Raw genomic sequence first — 17167 nt, forward strand, 5'->3', positions numbered from 1 at the left:
CCGGCTGTCATCCGGCGCGGCCCGCGACCTCCGGGCCGGCGTCGAGGGCGGCCAGGACCCGGTCGGGGGTCAGGGGCAGTTCCCGCAGCCGCCGGCCGGTGGCGTGGCACACGGCGTTGCCGATCGCCGCGGCGGTGCCGACGATGCCGATCTCCCCGATGCCCTTGCTGCCCATCGGGTTGAGGTGCTTGTCGTGCTCGTCGATCCAGTGGGCCTCGATGGCGGGGACGTCGGCGTTCGCCGGTACGTGGTAGGCGGCCAGGTCCCGCTCCGCGAAATCGCCGAACGCCGGGTCGAGCCGGCTGTGCTCGGTCAGCGCCATGCCCAGCCCCATCACCATCCCCCCGGTGAACTGGGAGCGGGCGGTGCGCGGGTTGAGGATGCGGCCGGCGGCGAAGACGCCGAGCAGCCTGCGGACGCGTACCTCGCCCGTGACGGTGTCGGCCTGGACCTCGGCGAAGTGCGCCCCGAACGCGTGGCGCGCGTACGGGGACTTCTGCTTCGCCGACTGGGTGGTGTCGGCGGACGCGGAGAGCCCGGCGGCGGGCAGCGGCCCCTGGTGCCGGGCCAGCCGGTCGGTCAGCGCGGTGCACGCGTCGTGCACCGCCCAGCCCCAGGACGCCGTTCCGGTGGAGCCGCCGGCGACGGGGCCGGGCGGCAGCGCGCTGTTGCCGATGGCCAGCGAGACGGCGTCGAGCGGGACGTGCAGGGCGTCGGCGGCGATCTGGGCCAGAACCGTCCGGGCGCCGGTGCCGATGTCGGTGGCGTTGACCTCGACCAGGTAGCTCCCGTCGGGGCGGGCGTGGGCCCGGGCGCCCGAAGGGGCGATGTACACGGGGTAGGTGGCGGCGGCCACACCGGTCCCGATGAGGAGCGTCCCCTCACGGCGGGGCGGCCGGCGGCCGGCCCAGCCGAACCGGCGTGCGCCGTCGCGCAGGCACTCCACGAGGTGGCGGCTGCTGAACGGGCGGCCGCTGTCGGGCTCGGTGGCCGGGTCGTTGCGCACGCGCAGCTCGACGGGGTCCATGCCGAGGGCGTCGGCCAGCTCGTCCATGGCCGACTCCAGGGCGTACATGCCGGGGGTTTCGCCGGGGGCACGCATCCAGGAGGGCGTGGGCACGTCGAGCGCGGTGACGCGGTGGGTGGTGCGGCTGTTCTGGACGGCGTACATCACCCGGGCCGGCACGGCGGCCTGTTCGACGAACTCGCGGACCTGCGAGGTGTATGTGGTGACCTCGTGGGTGAGGGCGGTGAGGGTGCCGTCGGGGCGGGCGCCGAGCCGGAGGTGGTGCAGGGTGGGCGCGCGGTGTCCGACGGTGGCCGCCATGTGCTGTCGGGGCAGGGACAGCGTGACGGGGCGTCCGCAGTGCCGGGTGGCCATCACCGCGAGGACGACGTGGGGACGCGGTGTGCCCTTGGAGCCGAATCCGCCACCGACATGCTCGGCCAGAACGGTGATCTGGTGCTCCGGCAGCCGGAACAGCCCGGCCAGGACGCTGCGCACCACCGTGGTGCCCTGGCAGGAGTCGTACACGGTGAGGTGGCCGCGTCCGGCGTCCCAGTCGGCGGTTGCGGCGTGCGGCTCCATCGCGTGGTTGTGCAGCGGCGGAACCGAGTAGCGGACGTCGACGCGTACGGGCGCATCGGCGAACGCCGCGTCGGGGTCGCCCTGTTCGCGGTGCGCGGGGTAGCCGCCGTTGACCTCCTCGGGGGTGTACAGGCCCGGGTGCCCTTCCCGCAGGGTGACGTCGTGCGGCTCGCTCTCGTACGTGACGCGCACGGCGTCGGCGGCGGCCCGCGCCCCCTCGAGGGTGTCGGCGATGGCCAGCGCGACGTACCAGCCGCGATGCGGCACCCGCAGGTCCTGCAGGAGTTGCAGGGTGGGGTCGTCGGAGGGGCCCAGGCGGGGGGCGTCGTAGGGGGTGAGGACGCCCAGTACGCCGGGCAGGGCCAGGGCGTCGGCGGTGTCGACGGCGGTGATCCGGCCGCGGGCGACGGTCGCGGGCACCGGCCAGGCGTAGGCCCGCAGGGGCAGGTGCTGTTCGGCGGCGTAGCGGGCGGCGCCGGTCACCTTCTCCCGGCCTTCGCGCCGCGGGACGGACGCGCCGAGCGCGGCAGCGGAGGAGGCGGTGGATTCGAGGGTGGCGGAGGTCGGGCTCATCGTGGTCCTGTTCCTGGTCGGTGGCGCCGCTACGGCGTGGCAGGGGAACCGGGGCGAGTGCCGGCCAGCTCGGCGATGGCGTCGCAGGCGAGGTTGCGGGCGAGCGGGATCTTGTACGCGTTGTCGCGCAGGGGCCTCGCCTGCGCGAGTTCGGCCTCGACGGCCGCGCGGACGGCGTCGGGGTGCGGTACCGCACCGGTCAGCCGGGCCTCCGCGGTGGTCGCGCGCCACGGCCGGTGGGCGAGGCCGCCGAAGGCGAGTGCGACCCGGCGCACGCGGCCGTCGTCCAGGTCGAGGACGACGGCGACCGAAGCAAGGGCGAAGGCGTACGAGGCGCGTTCGCGGGCCTTGCGGTAGAGGGAGACGGCGCCCGGCGCGGCGGCGGGCAGGATCACCGCCGTGATGATCTCCCCGGGGCGGATGACGGTGTCCTGCTCGGGCCGGTCCGCGGGCAGCCGGTGGAACTCGGCGGCCGCGACGGTACGGGTGGTGCCCGCCTCGCCGAACAGCTCGACTTCGGCGTCCAGCGCGGCGAGGGCCACGGCCATGTCGGAGGGGTGGGTGGCGATGCAGTGCTCGGACTGTCCGAGTACCGCATGGTCGCGGTGGAGGCCGTCGCGGGCCCCGCAGCCGCTGCCGGGTTCGCGCTTGTTGCAGGGTTTGGAGAGGTCCTGGAAGTAGCCGCAGCGGGTGCGCTGGAGCAGGTTGCCGCCGGTGGTGGCGACGTTGCGCAGCTGGCCGGAGGCGCCGGAGAGCAGCGCCCGGCTGAGGAGCGGGTAGCGGGTGCGCACCAGCGGGTCGGCGGCCAGGTCGCTGTTGCGCACCGTGGCGCCGACGCGCAGGCCGCCGTCGGGGAGTTCGCGGATCTCCTCCAGCGGGAGGCGGGAGACGTCGATGAGGGCGCCGGGTGTCTCGACGCCCAGTTTCATCAGGTCCACGAGGTTGGTGCCGCCGCCGAGGTAGCGGGAGCCGGGGTGGGCGGCGTAGGCGTCGGCCGCCTCCTGGAGGCTGGTGGCGCGTACATAGGCGAAGGGCTTCATGCAGTCACCTCCGCACCGGTCGCGGTGGCCGCGGCGTCGGCTCCCGCGTCGGCGACGGCTCGGACGATCGCGGGGTAGGCGCCGCAGCGGCAGAGGTTCCCGCTGAGCCGTTCCCTGATCTCCTCGGTGGTCAGCACGGCGGGGCCGGACGCCACCGAGGCCGCGGCGGCGGTGACGTGCGAGGGGTGGCCGGCGGCGGCTTCGCGGAGCGCGCCGACCGCGGAGCAGAGCTGGCCGGGGGTGCAGTAGCCGCACTGGAAGGCGTCGTGCTCCATGAAGGCGCGCTGGAGCGGGTGGAGGGCGCCGTCGGGGCCGGCCAGGCCCTCGACGGTGGTGATCTCGCAGCCGTCGAGGGCCACGGCGAGGAGCAGGCAGCTGTTGGCGCGCCGGCCGTCCACCAGGACGGTGCAGGCACCGCACTGCCCGTGGTCGCAGCCCTTCTTGGCGCCGGTCAGGTCCAGGTGCTCGCGCACGACGTCGAGCAGCGTGACCCGGTGGTCCAGGTCGAGGTCGTGGTGGACACCGTTGACGCGGAGGGTCACACGGGAGCGGGCGGCCCCGGCGAGCGCGTCGTCCGGCGTGCGCGGCGCCGGTCCGGGGCCGCCGTCGGGTGCAGGCCGGTGGGCGGGCGGGTCGGTTGCGTGAGCCACAACGAGCTCCCTTGACGTCCGTTTGAGGAGGGAATGTCCCTTCGACTGCCCAGCCTGGCCCCTCGCACGCCCGAGCGCGCCGCACGCCCCCGCCGACCTCCCCCGTACGGCCCACGGTCGGGTTTCACGCCGGGACAGAGCGGTACGACGCCCCCATGGTGCGCATCGGGTACACGATGATGACCGAGCAGGCCAGCCCCCCCAGGAGCCGGTCGAGCACGTGGGTCGGCCCGGAGCGGGCCGGTTTCGTGACCGGTTCGGTGCCGGCTACGGCCGACCGGTCCGCTCGCCCCCTTCCGGTCAGGCCGGTGTTCGCCCCGCCGTGCCCCAGCCGGCGAGGAAGTCGGCCAGGGCACGGCCCGGTCGGCACGGGTCACTGCGACGACGTGGATGCGGACCAGGACCGCGTCCGAGTGTGAGCGGCACAATGGTCCCGTGAGCGCCCCGATCAAGATCTTCAGGCTCTTCAGCTACCAGCCTTGCGGGCACGAGCTGCTGGTGCGTGTTGTCCGGCCCGCCGCCTCGAACGCCGATCAAGGGGCATTGGATGCCGCCGACGGCGTCGCCGACTCGGCGACGGAGCATCTTCGCGCGTGGTGGGAGCAGTGGCGCTTGCAGCCCGAATGCCCACACCAGCACACGTCGAGCCTGGCCGCCGAGATGCAGGAGGAACCGGTCGGGGAGGATCTGTTCGGCTCCGGTCGCCGCCATCTCGCGGTATGGGCAGCGAGGACGAAGTACGGCGCGCCATGGATGGTCCTCGGGACCGCAACGACCGAAGCGGAGTTCTGGCAACAGGTCCAGGACGACTACGCCCTTCTCGATCTCGGCCCCCTGGCGCCTGCCGAACTGCACCACGTCCATTTCCTCACCGACGAGGACGCCCCATCAGGCCGGTGGTCCTGCAGGGCGTAGGCGTCGGCATCGCGCCGGCGGCGCTGGTGGACCGTCGCGGTGGTCCTCTTCGACGAGGGCGAGCCCGCGATCCCCCTCGAACTGGTCTCCTGCGAGGCCTTCGAGCCCGGAGTGCTGAACCTCTTCTACGCCCCGGCCGAGCGGCCCGGCAGCGCCGACCACGAAGACGCGACGTCGCATCTGCCGCGAACCGGAGGGTAGCCGGGGCGCGGGCGCAGGCCGCGCGACCTGCCCGCCGATCAGGCATCTACGCTTGTGTCCCGTCAGATCGTCGATCGAGACGAATGACCGGTCGTGGAACGGAGCATGTGGTGCCAGCGGGCCAAGAGGGGCAAGAGAACGACGGGGATCTGGTCGGCAAGGTACTCGGGGGGCGCTACCGGGTGACCTCCGTGGTCGGCCGCGGCGGCATGGGAGTGGTCGCGCGGGCCGTCGACGAACTGCTCGCCCGGGAGGTCGCCGTCAAAGTCCTGCGGGCCTACACCGACGCGAGCGAGTCCGAACTGGTCCACCTGCGCACCCGGATGCAGCGCGAGGCGCAGGCCGCCGCCCGCATCCGGCACAGTGGGGTGGTCACCGTGCACGACGTGACCCAAGAGCAGGGCCTGCCGGTCATCGTCATGGAACTCGTCGACGGACCCTCGCTCGACGACGTGGTGGCGCAGGGCGGCGCGCTCGACCCGTACGAGGCCGCCGCGATCGGCGCCCAGCTGATGGACGCGCTCGACGCCGCGCACCAGGCGGGCGTCCTGCACCGGGACGTGAAGCCGGGCAACGTGCTGCTGGAGCGGGGCGGCCGGGTCGTACTCACCGACTTCGGCATCGCCACCATGGAGGCCTCCGGCGACGAGGCCATGGCGAAACTGACCCGTAGCGGTCAGCTGGTCGGCTCGCTCGACTACTTGCCGCCGGAGCGCGCGCAGGGCAGTGAGCCCGGCCCAGCCTCGGACATCTGGTCCCTCGGGATGACCCTTTACGCGGCGGTGGAGGGCGTCTCGCCGTTCCGCCGCACCTCGGTGTGGTCCACGCTGGCCGCGATCGTCGCCGAACCGCTGCCCGAGCCCCGGCGGGCAGGGCCACTCGCGCCGGTGCTGCTGGCGCTGATGGCGAAGGAGCCGGCGAGCCGGCCCACCGCCGACCAGGCCCGCGCGATGCTGGAGCGGGTGGCGGCGGGCGGGGCCGGAGCGCACCCCGCGAAGCTGGTTCCCGCCTCCGGGATGCCGACCCCGACGGCGCCGTCCGTCGTAGGGCCACCTGTCGGCTTCGGGCCGCCGCCGGTCTTCGGTGGTGGGGGCGATGATGATGGGGGCGCAGTACCGTTTGTGCAACCCCATGTCCCGGCTCCCCACAGCGGATTCCCCGCGCCGGGCAAGCCGCCGACCGCCACACAAGACTCCGAGGTCGCGGACCGGGCGCGCCGCCGCAGCCGTGTCACGATAGCCGCGGCGGCCGTCGCAGTACTCGCCGCCGGCGGTGTCACCTATGCCGCGGCTACGGGGGGCGGCGGTGACCAGGTGCGGGCGGTGGCGCCGACGCCCGTGTCCGGTAGCGACTCCCCTGCGGCCGGCGGCCAGCCGGGCGCGGACACCCCGGGGCCCTCTCCTTCCAGCTCCGGGCCCCAGGCCAAGCCGTCCGCCGCCGCCTCGAAGAAGCCGAACACGGCACCACCCTCCTCGACGGCGGCCTCGCCCGCCCCGGCCCAGCCGAGCCCCGTACCGACGGGCTGTGCCGGCTGGACCCACAAGGACCCGAAGCCGGGCACCTACGGCTACATGTCCGGCGACCATCACCTGCTGGCCGCTCCGTACCAAAACTGCCCCGCCGGTGCCCTGGTCAAGGACGGCACGAAGCTCTGGTACCACTGCTACACCGTCAACTCGTACGGCAACCAATGGACGTACGTGCGCGTGGACGGCACGAACACCACCGGGTGGCTGTACAACCGCGACCTCACCGGCCAGAAGGGCTCCTCCCCCGCGTGCTAGCCTCCCGCCGCGTTAAACCACACTGGCCACGCGCGGATCAGGACGCACGGGGCTTCGTGAACGGCATCAGTGCTCGCGGCACCCGATGGTCAGAGGCTGCCGAACACCGGGACGGATCCGACGTACTCCTGACGGGTGACTCAGAGCCTTTCCGGCCCTTGCCGCACGTTGGCGGGGAAGGGATTCGCCGACCCAAAAGATCAGCGGCGACCGCGCTCGTGCGCCGCGCCCCAGAAGTGGAGTCGGTCTTGGCACCTGTACCGAACGGCACCTACATGATCACCCGTCCTCCCGAGCAACTGCTCACCATGGAGGGAGGGGCGTCGGAGCCGAAGACACCCGTTGTCCTGCTGCCGCCCACCGGGAACCCCGGCGAGCAGGAATGGCAGCTGGAGAAACTCAGCAACGGCAACTACACGATCCGCAATCTCCGCGGCGAAACCTACGTCTCCTACGACGGCGACCCGGAGATGAACAAGCCGGTCGTCGGATACCCCGAGCCGCGCGAGTGGGCGCTCTACCCGAGCGCCGATCCGCACGCCTTCCACGTCGTCGTCCCCGGAGGTCCTATCGACGGCATGGAGCTGGCCCTGGACCTCAGCCTGCTGCGGATCTTCCCGCCCCGTATCGCCCTGAGGCCGCTCGACGTCGACAACCGGCGCCAGGCATGGACCTTCCAGTTCATGGAGTAGACGTCCGGAACCGTGCCCGGGCCGGCAACCGACCCGGGCACCACCCCCGAAGTTCCCGACCCTGCTCACCGGGCCTGTCGCAAACGGGAACGCGATGGTCAGGCTCGCGAACCCGGGACCGGCAACGAGTCCGCGGCCAGGGACAGCCGGGAACTACGGCGCGCACAATGTAGTCGGTGAACACCGTGTCGGAGCACTTCTCCTTGGTCATCAGTGCGATCTTCTCCCTGCCCGGCTACGGACCGTCCGCCAGGTTGAACACGGCGTACGCCTCTCCCTCGTGAGGCAGGTCCAGGGCACGAGGCGCACCGAGGGAGCGGTACAGGCAGACCGCGTCCGCCCGGTGCAGCAGGGGCTGGAGGTCCGCCGCCCGCCATCCCGGCAGGCTGACGGTGAGGGCCACCGCGAGACCGTAGCCGCGGGGTTCTGGTGGCCCAACGGCAGTCGCGGAGGGCCTTCCGGTTCCGACACGTTCCCACCACTGCCATCGCAACTCCGGCTGGTAGGGGGTGCAGCGCTTCAGACCCAGTCGAGGATTCGACATGGCCAGGTCGTCCTGGAAGAGACAGCGATCGCCCGATCCGATTCTCCCGTCGGCGTCACGCCACCACACCTGGGCGCGCGACCCATCGCACGGTGACACGTCGACCCTTCGGGAGGCAGTGAGACAGCCCCCGGACGCAACGGACCTGATGGCGCCCGCCGTGAACATCCACCGCTGGGCCGGCCCGCCATCGCAGTCGGCCGTCGTGACCGATCCCCCCGTCGACTGGCGGACATCCCTCGTGAGGCAACGCTCGACCACGACAGTCGCGTTGGTGCGCCCTATGGTCGACATGATTTCGCCGGGACGAGGCTGCCGATGCATCCGCCGATGTTCCCTCTCGATCCACCGGTGAAAACCGTGACTGAGAGCAATCCCGGAAGGGCATGGGACCGTGAAGCATCCCGCGTGCTCGGCATAAGCGTGGTAGACGGCCTCTTTCTCGGCCTGCTGTTTTCGAGTCAGATTCACCGCGAGGCGCGACACGCCGTAGCCGACGTACGATGCGACATAAGGGCGGGACGGATTCATGAAGGCGGCCTTCCTGAAAATCCTTCCCGATATCTCGTGATCGCTGTGATCGGCAGGGTGCGGTGGTCCGAACCCGAAGGTAGCGCTGTCATAATCGAGTGTAAGGATGCGCTCCGCCTTCTGGAGCGAAATGACGTCGGATACCACCGAGACGAGCTCTTCCCGACTGTAGGACACCGATCCGTCCACCGGGCTGATCGCGCCGATGTGCCCACGAAACAGTTTCAGCAGGCTTTGTCTGAAATATCGTGCGCTTCCCGTGCCCGTCGGGAACCCGTCGGGCAGGCGGACGAAAACAAGCCGCACGTCCGGTCGGCCATTCAGTACGTAGGATACGACCCCGCGGCCTCGCACCATGAGGTCACTGCGGAGCCAGCGATTCGGGACACCCGCCATTTTCGAGTAGGCCGCCCGCAGGCCTTCTTCTCGACGTCGTATGTACGAGTCGTCGAAGAAAGAGCGGCCGGCGTCACCGGCAGTCAGGTATACGGTCCCGGCAGAACATCTGTGCCGGATCAGTCGCTGGATCTCCGGATTGATGAAGAGGAGGTCGTCGTCCTGGTGCGCCACACCTACCAGGGTGGGCCGACAGTCGTCCGCATCCGGCTCCACACCTCCACGGAATTTGGCGTGTTGCCCGCTGTGGGAAAGTGCGGTGCCGACCTGCAGGAGCGAGGCCATCCCGCACAATACAAGGCCCAGCGTGATGGTAAGCAGCCGCCGACGGCGCCGTCTTTCGACCGAAAGGCGGCTGTTCACAAGCGGCCGGGAGCCCGTTCTGGGTTCGGGCGCGGAGTCGGGAGCGTTTCCGCTACCCGCGGAGATGCCATGGTCGCGTGCCTCAGACGTCACCTCGGCCCCCTCTTGACGGGCTCCTCCAACGATTTGCTCCACGCGACGCCACACGTTTTACGACGTGCTCTGCCGATGCTATGGGCGCTCGTGGAGCAGCAGCCACACGGGCGGGGCTGATCGGTGGACGGACCGGCGGCGCGCGGTGCTGCAACGCCTTACACGAAGCCCGCCAGCCTCTGTGTCCCGGACCAGCAGTCGCCGTCGAGGACCAGGCCGTCCGGCAGCTGCCCGGCGACCACCAGGTCGGGGAAGCCGGTCCTGAACCAGCGGCCCGGGCTGCTGGGCAGCGGCTGCGCGGCGATGGGCGATGGGCGATGACTGCGCGCGGCACGCTCCGGCTTCCTCCCCCGAGCCCGGGGGATGCCCGACCTGCCGCGCGGCGTCACAATGGGCCTTACCTGCTGTTCCCGCTGTTCCCGCTGTTCGCTGCGGATTGGAGGCATCCATGACGGACCTCAAGTTTGAGCAGAAGCGTTCCCTGTCACGCTTCGAGGCCGCCGACCAGCTCTCCGCGCTCGCGGCGGCGCTGAGGCACGGCGGCAATGCCGAACTGGAACTCGGACCTGGGACGTTGAGCCTGCGCATCCCCGGCGAGCTCCGCACCGAAATCGAAGTTGAGGTCGGCGACGGGCAGATCGAGCTGGAGATCGAATTCAAGTGGCCCACCGCGCAGACCGGGGCCCCACCCTCACGGACGGAGGCCGGGACGGAGGCCGGGCGGGACGAGGCGTAGACGCGGTGTCATGTGACGTCGCGAGCGGTGGCGGAACCGGACCCATGCACCATCGCGCTGACCGCCCTCCTCGCAGCCTGCTCGCACCACATCCGCCGGCATTCACGGGCGGACCGGTGGGGGCCGGCCCGGCAGCCGAACGCATGCTCATTGCGCGCTGCGGAACTCGTCGATCTGCTTCTCGAAAGCCTTCATCTCCGCGATCCAGTGGTCGTGTGCGCTCCCCTGCCTCTTGTCGCCCTGCTCCTTGAACGACTCGGTGAAGTGCGGCTTCAGTTGGGTCCACCAGCCGTAGTCCAGCATCGCCCAGGCCTGCGGGCACAACGGCGCGCGGGTTTTCGGCAGGTAGCCCGCACCGACCAGGGGACCGTTGAACCTCTTCGGGTCACTCCCCTCGAGGTAGCAGAGGAAGTTGAAGACCCGTTGCTGGGTGACGGGGTGATCGCTCGCGAGCCCCTCCATCGTCAGCTTGCCCTCCTCGCGGGCGAGTGCGTCGAAAAGGATGGCGGCTGCCAACGACGGTTCCGGCCCCACCTCGTTGTCGGTGTAGAACGACGCGAACCCGTCGGCGGCGTCCTCCTCGAGGCCGAGGTTGGCAAGCTGGAGCTGACGCTGCAGGGCATGGCCCAACTCGTGGCCGAAGATGAACTGGGTCGACAGCGAGGTCAGGTCGTCGGCGTTGAACCTGGCCTCGGGGAACAGGGCAGGTCGCTTGACGGTCTTGACCACGTCACCGAAGGCCTCTTCGATCTGGGTCAGGAACGCCGGGGGTACGAAGATCGTCCTGCCGTCGGGCTGGGCGACCGCGTCCGTAACTCCCGGTGGGACATTGTCGGTGACCTTGACGACCAGGTCGTGAGGGAGGGCGACCGACTCGTTCACCCAGTCGGCGGCCTGCTCGAGCACGCCGGACTTCCGGATCACCTCCACGGCATGCCGGTCCTTCGGTTTGCTCGTGTTGTCCTCGTAGACGACCGTGACCTCGCCGCTCGGGCCGGCCGCGTTGCCGTCGCCGCCACATGAGACGAGTGCAGAGCCGGCGATGAGCAGCGCCGCCCCCACGGAAGCGGTCCTCAGCACGGCCGGGTACCTCCCACTGCTGAGCACCCCGGTCAGCTCCTTTCCCTGGTCAAGGCACTGGGGCGGGCGATTGCACGTGCATGGTCGGTGGAGCCGCTCCCGGATGCCGGAAGACGGGCTCGAACCTGACACGCGGATTATGATCGACGAGCCCCGCGTCCGCAACGACCCGGTTACCGCCGTTTTGCTCCGCTACGAGTCCGCGACTGGGTCCGGCTCCTCGGTCGGCACACATCCGGGTCGGGTACGCCCGTACCAACCACCACCGCGAGGCGCCTTGCCCCAACTTGCTCGAGTTCAAGCGGACTTCGAGGGTTCGCGACCGCCGGTCGGACGATGGCGCCGTACGGTGAAACCGGCCGCACCGGGCATTGCCGTTGGGCGGTGCCGACACCGCCCCTGATCCCCCTCTGCCGGGTCCGGAGCCTCCGCTCGGCCCGCCCGCGCCCTGCAGCGCCGGCACCGGGCAGAGCTCCGAGATGTGTGCCGCGCCGTACCGGGTCATCATGGCGGTGGCCGCTGCGCCCGTGCCCGAACACGCTGGCGCGGAAGTGACTGCACATCCCAGCCGGAGGCCACGCATGAACCTGGACGAGTCACAGAGAGCCTGGGCCGCGATCGCCTGCGTCGTCACGGTCATCCTCGCCGATCTCGTAGCGATCATCCTGATGAACACCCTCGGGCGGTGACCCGCGCAGGCCGAAGCGTTCGCATGCGACAGGCCGGACGGCGCCGTGGCCGGGCGGCATGCCGACCGTGCACTCCAGGGCTCTGACCTGCAAGGTCATAGCGGCCGCGACCCACGCCAACGACGTCCCCCGCCGACCGTCACCGGTTTCCGTAGTCCTCCGCCAGGGTGGCGATCAGCGCGGTCGACGGCGGCACTCTGCTCAAGTAAGGGGCCGGGCCCGGCCGTCACATCGCGAGCGGTGCGCATCCCCGCCCGGTACCCGTCTTCGGCTCGGTGGCTCGCCCGGATTGCTCTGACGCCATGTACAGCACGGCACGGCTTCAGGTGACGGGCTCCGGAGCCGGTGCGGGGCCCGGCAGCGGGCCCGGCTGCGGTTCGGGTCCGGGACTCGGGGCCGGCGGCGGCTGCGGGTCCGGTCCTGGCTGCGGCGGGGCCGGAGGCACCGGGTCCGGGCCGCCGGGAGCCGGCACCGGACCAGGTAGCGGACCCGGCTGTGGACCGGGTCCGGGACCGGGTGCCGGGGTCGGATTCGGAGGAACGGGATCGTTGGGAGGGGTACCCATACCTTCTCCTGCGGTCGTGGTCGAAGGGGCTTACCTGCGCCCGGCGCCGGTACGGTACGCCTGCGCCTGCCCCCTGGAGCCCGCCCGAATCCCCCGGGGCCGGATGCCGCCCGGCAGGGCGGGCCGGCCCGCCCTGTTCTTCCCGGCCCCCTCCCGTGCCGGAGCGGCGAGTACGGCGGCGGTCGGACGGTGGGTGACAGGGGTCGCGGAGGGTGATGCCGTCGGGGCCTAGTGCTCAGGGAGATCGCACCACGGCCCTGAGCCGGCCTGCGCGTACTACGGCCTGCCCGACGGCGCCGCCGGCAGGCCGTCCTGTGCAGCGCGGGGTGCCGGCAGCACCCCCGGCAGGGTCCAGGTGTAGACGTCCGGGGAGAAGGCGCGCAGACGCTTGACGAGCCTGGCGGTCGACCAGGGCCAGCAGAAGGTGTTGACGCCCGGGAGGCCGAAGTAGTACCCGGATCCGTTCGCGGGGCTGTAGACGGTGGTGCGCAGCGCCTCGTGCAGGGCCTGCTGATGGGCTTCCTCGGCTTCGGGAATGACGTCGAGCGCGGCATACCCGTTGGTGCGCAAGTGGGTGAGGGCAGTCGCGATGTAGCGCAGCTGGGCTTCGAGGACGGTGGGTACTGCGGTGGTGCCGGTGAGCAGGTTCGGGCCTACGAGGAGGAAGAGGTTGGGGTAGCCGCTGACGCTGGTGCCCAGATAGGCACGGCGGTTGTCGGCCCAGGTCCGGGCGAGCGTGGTGCCGCCGGTGCCGTACAGCCGGCCGGCCAGGGGAACGTCGCCCACGTGGTAGCCGGTGGCCAGGACGATGACGTCGGCGCGGGTACGGGTGCCGTCGGCACCGATGACGTGGGAGCCCTCCACGGCAGCTGCCCTGGTGGGATGGAGCCGGACGTTGGGCCGCATGAGGGCGGGGTAGTAGGTGTCGGACGTGATCAGGCGGCGGGCCCCGAGGTGGTAGTCGGGGGTGAGCACCTGGCGCAGGGCTCGGTCCGGTACGGAAGTGCGCAGGTGGAGACGGGCCACGGCTTCCAGCGGCCGCAGCAGGCGGGGGTGGCGCAGGGGTAGGCCGACGGCTTCCTGGGTCCAGTGGTGCAGGCCGCGCAGTGCGCGGCGGGCTGTCGGGTGGAGTCCGAGGAAACGGTGCAGGCGGGCGGGGAGCGGGTAGTCGGGTTTCGGGAGCACCCAGTGGGGAGTGCTCTGGAAGACGTCGACGTGCGCGGCCTTCGGCTGGATCTCGGGCAGGAACTGGACGGCGGACGCTCCGGTGCCCACCACCGCGATACGGAGACCGGTGAGGTCGGCGTCGTGGTTCCAGCGGGCGGAGTGGAAGGCCGGGCCGGGGAAGGCGTCGAGGCCGGGGATGTCGGGATGGCGGGGCCGGTGCCACGGGCCGGTGGCGACGATGACGGCGCGGGCCGTGTACGCGCCAGCCGTGGTCTGCAGGTTCCAGCGGCTGGCGTCCGGCTGCCAGCGCGCGTCCAGGACCTCCGTGCCGTAGCGGATCGCCTCGTCCACCCGGTGGGTTGACGCGGTGGTCCGGAGGTAGTCGAGGATTTCGGACCGGTCGGCGAAGCACCGGCTCCAGGGGTGGGGGGCGAAGGAGTACTCGTACAGCATTGCGGGCACGTCGCACCCGCATCCGGGGTAGGTGTTGTCGCGCCAGGTTCCGCCGAGACGGTCGGACTTCTCCAGCACCACGACGTCGTCGATCCCGGCCCGACGCAGTGCGATCACGGCGGCCACACCTGAGAGGCCGGCCCCGATGACGACGACCTCCGCCTGACGGCAGCTGCCGGAACTTTCACGGGTCACGCTCGCTCCCTCCCTGCGTCGGGAGCATCCCGGCCAGTGCCGGACCGCTCTCGACAGTCACCCAGAGCGACCGATGGTAGGCGTTTGCGTTACCGCGGGTGGGTGTGCGGCGTGCGCATGGCTCATATGAGTGATCTTGCGGCCCGAGTGAAACTCCTACTCGGGGGCCACGGGGAGGCGGTCACCGCGGTCCCGTTGGTCACGCCGCCCGCGGTGAGTCCGGTGAGGGCCTCGGGCACCGCGGGGCGCAGTGGCGGCGGGCGTAGCAGAAAAGGCGTTCTCCCCGGTCCCACCACTGCGGGGACCGGGGAGAACGCCGACGTGGACCGGTCCAGGACCTGAAGGCCAGTCCGCTGAGGTCGTATCAGGCCGTGGCGGGTGCTGCGGCCTCGGGAGACGCGGGAGACGCAGGGGTCTCAGCGGGGGCCCCGGCCCCGGCACCGGGCAGGGGGATGCGGTGCAGACCCCTGCGGTCGTAGAGGGTTGTGACGGCGAAGCCGAAGACCAGCGCGGCGACGAGGGCGACACCCATAGACGCCCAGGCCCGGGCCAGACCCGCGTCGGCCTGGGCTCCGTAGTAGAGCAGGGAGCGCAGACCCTCGGTGATCTGGCGCAGCGGCTCGAACTCGGCAAGGGCGCGGAAGAACCCGGGCAGCGCCTGGACGGGCACGGTGGCGCCGGAGGAGGGGACGGCCATCGCGACGAAGACGATGGTGGCCAGCAGCATGCCGGGGGTGCCGAAAGCCGCGAACAGGGCCAGGCTGCCGATGCCGACCACCGCGATGGTGGCGACCGAGTAGAGCCACAACAGGCCGAGGTGGGAGGCGTCCATGTCGAGGATGCCGACCGTGGCGACCTCGACCAGTGTGCCCATGACCAGGGACAGGCCGAGCATGAGCGCCATGCCGATGCCCAGGGTGCGGACGCGGCTGGTGTGCTGGACGGGTTCGCGCTTGCGGAAGGGGCCGAAGTCGGTGTGCAGGTAGCCGAGCGCGGTGTCGACCTGGGAGTTGACCACGTTGGCGCCGAGCATGCCGCAGACGACAAGGACCAGCGCGTAGTAGAAGGCACTCAGTCCCATGGCGCTGCGCGAGCCGACGGGGTGGCCGTCGGCGACGTTCACGGTCACCGGGTCGGCCAGCTTGAGCTGGGCGGCCGTCGGGAGCGGGGTCTTCTGGGCTGCGGCCTGCTTGAGGAGTTCCTGGCCGAGCTGGGCGGAGGCCGCGTGGGCGGCCTTCTGGGCGGCCTGGGACGACATCGAGGAGCCGATGCTGCCGGCGGCCTGGTTGGTCAGTACGGTCAGGGCCGGGGGGACGGCCTTGACCTGGGGCGCGGGCTGCGGGGCGGTGAGCCCGGTCACCGTGGTGGTGAAGTCCTTGGGTATGACGAGGGCGCCGAAGACCTTGCCCCGGCCCAGCCGCTTGTCGGCCTCCTCGCGGCTGACGAGTTGCCAGTCGATGCTCTTGTCGCCCTTGGCGGCCTTCTGGATCCCCGAGACGACCTGCTCGCCCAGGTTGACGTGGCGGCCGCCCGCGTCGGCGCCGCTGTCGGAGTTGACCAGGGCCACGGGCAGGTCGCGCAGGTTGCCCCTCGGGTTGACGTTGCCCCCGACGTAGAGCAGGGCGAACAACATCGAGACCACTGCGGCGATGAGTCCCGTTCCGATCCACAACTGGGGTCGGCGGAGCACGGAGGGGGGCGTGGGATGAGGCATCGATTCTCCGGCGCGGCTGCGTTTCCTTAGCTGGATACTTCAGGTATCCAGCTACCGGATAGTCGCAGTATCTTGTTGTGGTGTCCAATCGCCGATGACGGATTCCGGACCACACGACCAGCAGGGAGGCCGTATGAAGATCTCGGAGCTCAGCCGGCGGACCGGCGTGCCGGTCGCCAGCATCAAGTACTTCCGGCGGCAGGGCCTGTTGCCCGCGGGACGGGCGACCGCCGCGACCCTGGCCGAGTACGGGGAGGAGCACGCGGAGCGGCTGCGGCTGATCAAGGCGCTGACCACGCTCGGCGGCCTGTCCATCGCCACCACCCGTGACGTGCTCGGGGCCGTCGACCAGGCCCACAGCTCCGAAGGCGCCCTGGGAGCGGTCAGCTACGCCCTTCCGGTTCCGGTGGTGGCCCAGCCCGCTGCGGGCCCCGAGGAGGAGGCCGAGGCCGATGCGGCCGCCGGGGCCGAGGTGGCGGAGCTGCTTGCGGCCCTGGAGTGGCAGGCGCCCGGCACCTCACCGCACGTGAAGGGGCTGACGGCGGCGCTGAAGGAACTGCGGCGGCTGGACGCGCAGTACGCCCCGGGCGAGCTCGCCGCCTACGCGAGGCTGGCCGAGTCGGTGGCCCGGCTGGACCTGGAGCGCGCGGCCGGCCTCGACGACCCGGTGGCCCTGGCAGAGCGCGCCGTCATCGTCTTCGCGATCTGCGCCCCGGTGTTCGAGCTGCTCCGGCGTCTCGCCCAGGAGGACCAGGTCCGGCGCCGCGTCACGGACGGCAGCGCCGGGTCCGCAGCGCCCCGGTAGCGAGGCGCAGGCCGGGACGGCGTCCGCCGTCCGGGGTCGTCCGTCGAACAGCCGTCGACATCACCCTGCGGGGGCGGCTGCATGCGGACGGTGTGCGTGTCGGGCGGGCAGGCAGCCTGCCGGCTGGCAGACTGCGTCACACGGCCCACGTCAACGGCCACGTCACGGGCCTGCGAACTCCCGCAGGCGCGGTCGGGACGGCGAGCCCACGGCAACACAGCTGACCGGCCCGCCCCGGGCGCTAAGCGGCCTCGGTGAAGTGGGGTGCGTTTTCGCGTCGTCCGGTGCGGCGCATCGGAAGGCGGAGCGGCACGCTTGTACTGGACGTACCAGGGTGCTGCGACAACGCGGCGAGGCGCCGTGCCGGGCGGCGCGGGGGCGTGCCCCACTTCC

At 71.4% G+C, this 17167-nt stretch carries 13 protein-coding genes; 6 read left to right on the plus strand and 7 right to left on the minus strand.

The window, feature by feature from the left end:
* Positions 1–7: 7 nt before the first annotated feature.
* Genes AB0M76_RS41370 through AB0M76_RS41380 form a run of 3 tightly spaced genes read right to left on the minus strand, consistent with a single transcriptional unit; the run spans position 8 to position 3743 of the window.
* Complete coding sequence (locus AB0M76_RS41370; protein ID WP_365957929.1) at positions 8–2161, minus strand: xanthine dehydrogenase family protein molybdopterin-binding subunit; 2154 nt, start codon at positions 2159–2161, stop codon at positions 8–10.
* A 29-nt stretch (positions 2162–2190) separates the two neighbouring features.
* Positions 2191–3201, minus strand: coding sequence for a xanthine dehydrogenase family protein subunit M (locus AB0M76_RS41375; RefSeq protein WP_365957930.1), 1011 nt, complete (start codon positions 3199–3201; stop codon positions 2191–2193).
* Positions 3198–3743 carry a 2Fe-2S iron-sulfur cluster-binding protein gene (locus AB0M76_RS41380; protein WP_365957942.1) on the minus strand — a complete coding sequence of 182 codons (546 nt, stop codon included), beginning with the start codon at positions 3741–3743 and terminating at the stop codon, positions 3198–3200. Before AB0M76_RS41380 ends, AB0M76_RS41375 begins: the two co-directional genes overlap by 4 nt.
* Positions 3744–4286: 543 nt before the next feature.
* Between AB0M76_RS41380 and AB0M76_RS41385 the strand changes: the two genes are divergently transcribed.
* The 4 genes from AB0M76_RS41385 to AB0M76_RS41400 all read left to right on the plus strand — a co-directional run bounded on the left by AB0M76_RS41385 (position 4287) and on the right by AB0M76_RS41400 (position 7443).
* On the plus strand, positions 4287–4766 hold the full coding sequence (locus AB0M76_RS41385; RefSeq protein ID WP_365957931.1) for a hypothetical protein: 480 nt from the start codon (positions 4287–4289) through the stop codon (positions 4764–4766).
* Between the two features lie 39 nt (positions 4767–4805).
* Entirely contained in the window at positions 4806–4967 is a 162-nt protein-coding gene (locus AB0M76_RS41390; protein ID WP_365957932.1) for a hypothetical protein, read from the plus strand.
* 83 nt (positions 4968–5050) lie between these two features.
* Positions 5051–6751 carry a protein kinase gene (locus AB0M76_RS41395; RefSeq protein WP_365957933.1) on the plus strand — a complete coding sequence of 567 codons (1701 nt, stop codon included), beginning with the start codon at positions 5051–5053 and terminating at the stop codon, positions 6749–6751.
* Positions 6752–6999: 248 nt separating this feature from the next.
* A complete protein-coding gene (locus AB0M76_RS41400; protein ID WP_365957934.1) occupies positions 7000–7443 on the plus strand; it encodes a hypothetical protein in 444 nt (147 codons plus the stop codon).
* Between the two features lie 235 nt (positions 7444–7678).
* On the opposite strand, the gene AB0M76_RS41405 is transcribed toward AB0M76_RS41400, so the two are convergent.
* Positions 7679–9199 carry a ricin-type beta-trefoil lectin domain protein gene (locus tag AB0M76_RS41405; RefSeq protein WP_365957935.1) on the minus strand — a complete coding sequence of 507 codons (1521 nt, stop codon included), beginning with the start codon at positions 9197–9199 and terminating at the stop codon, positions 7679–7681.
* A 619-nt stretch (positions 9200–9818) separates the two neighbouring features.
* Here AB0M76_RS41405 and AB0M76_RS41410 point away from each other — a divergent pair.
* Positions 9819–10106 carry an amphi-Trp domain-containing protein gene (locus AB0M76_RS41410; protein ID WP_365957936.1) on the plus strand — a complete coding sequence of 96 codons (288 nt, stop codon included), beginning with the start codon at positions 9819–9821 and terminating at the stop codon, positions 10104–10106.
* 147 nt (positions 10107–10253) lie between these two features.
* Here the strand turns inward: AB0M76_RS41410 and AB0M76_RS41415 are convergent, their stop codons facing one another.
* The 3 genes from AB0M76_RS41415 to AB0M76_RS41425 form a co-directional block, all read right to left on the minus strand.
* A complete protein-coding gene (locus tag AB0M76_RS41415; protein ID WP_365957937.1) occupies positions 10254–11186 on the minus strand; it encodes a DUF4344 domain-containing metallopeptidase in 933 nt (310 codons plus the stop codon).
* A gap of 1530 nt (positions 11187–12716) precedes the next feature.
* Positions 12717–14255, minus strand: coding sequence for an NAD(P)/FAD-dependent oxidoreductase (locus tag AB0M76_RS41420; RefSeq protein WP_365957938.1), 1539 nt, complete (start codon positions 14253–14255; stop codon positions 12717–12719).
* Between the two features lie 364 nt (positions 14256–14619).
* The gene (locus AB0M76_RS41425; protein WP_365957939.1) at positions 14620–15969 is read right to left on the minus strand and encodes a YhgE/Pip family protein; all 1350 of its coding nucleotides are present in this window, start codon (positions 15967–15969) and stop codon (positions 14620–14622) included.
* Between the two features lie 133 nt (positions 15970–16102).
* Here AB0M76_RS41425 and AB0M76_RS41430 point away from each other — a divergent pair, with 133 nt between their 5' ends.
* Positions 16103–16774 (plus strand): MerR family transcriptional regulator, encoded by a 672-nt coding sequence (locus AB0M76_RS41430; RefSeq protein ID WP_365957940.1) that lies wholly within the window; start codon positions 16103–16105, stop codon positions 16772–16774.
* The last annotated feature ends 393 nt before the right edge of the window (positions 16775–17167 follow it).

Origin of the sequence: Streptomyces sp. NPDC051364, from assembly GCF_040682115.1 — a bacterium.
Lineage (GTDB): Bacteria > Actinomycetota > Actinomycetes > Streptomycetales > Streptomycetaceae > Streptomyces.

What these genes read in the sequence shown, in the direction of transcription:
- AB0M76_RS41410 (WP_365957936.1), top strand. Translation starts at nt 9,819, where the DNA reads ATGACGGACCTCAAGTTTGAGCAGAAGCGTTCCCTGTCACGCTTCGAG.
- AB0M76_RS41405 (WP_365957935.1), bottom strand. Translation starts at nt 9,199, where the DNA reads ATGGCCTCGCTCCTGCAGGTCGGCACCGCACTTTCCCACAGCGGGCAA.
- AB0M76_RS41395 (WP_365957933.1), top strand. Translation starts at nt 5,051, where the DNA reads ATGACCGGTCGTGGAACGGAGCATGTGGTGCCAGCGGGCCAAGAGGGG.
- AB0M76_RS41370 (WP_365957929.1), bottom strand. Translation starts at nt 2,161, where the DNA reads ATGAGCCCGACCTCCGCCACCCTCGAATCCACCGCCTCCTCCGCTGCC.
- AB0M76_RS41425 (WP_365957939.1), bottom strand. Translation starts at nt 15,969, where the DNA reads ATGCCTCATCCCACGCCCCCCTCCGTGCTCCGCCGACCCCAGTTGTGG.
- AB0M76_RS41375 (WP_365957930.1), bottom strand. Translation starts at nt 3,201, where the DNA reads ATGAAGCCCTTCGCCTATGTACGCGCCACCAGCCTCCAGGAGGCGGCC.
- AB0M76_RS41430 (WP_365957940.1), top strand. Translation starts at nt 16,103, where the DNA reads ATGAAGATCTCGGAGCTCAGCCGGCGGACCGGCGTGCCGGTCGCCAGC.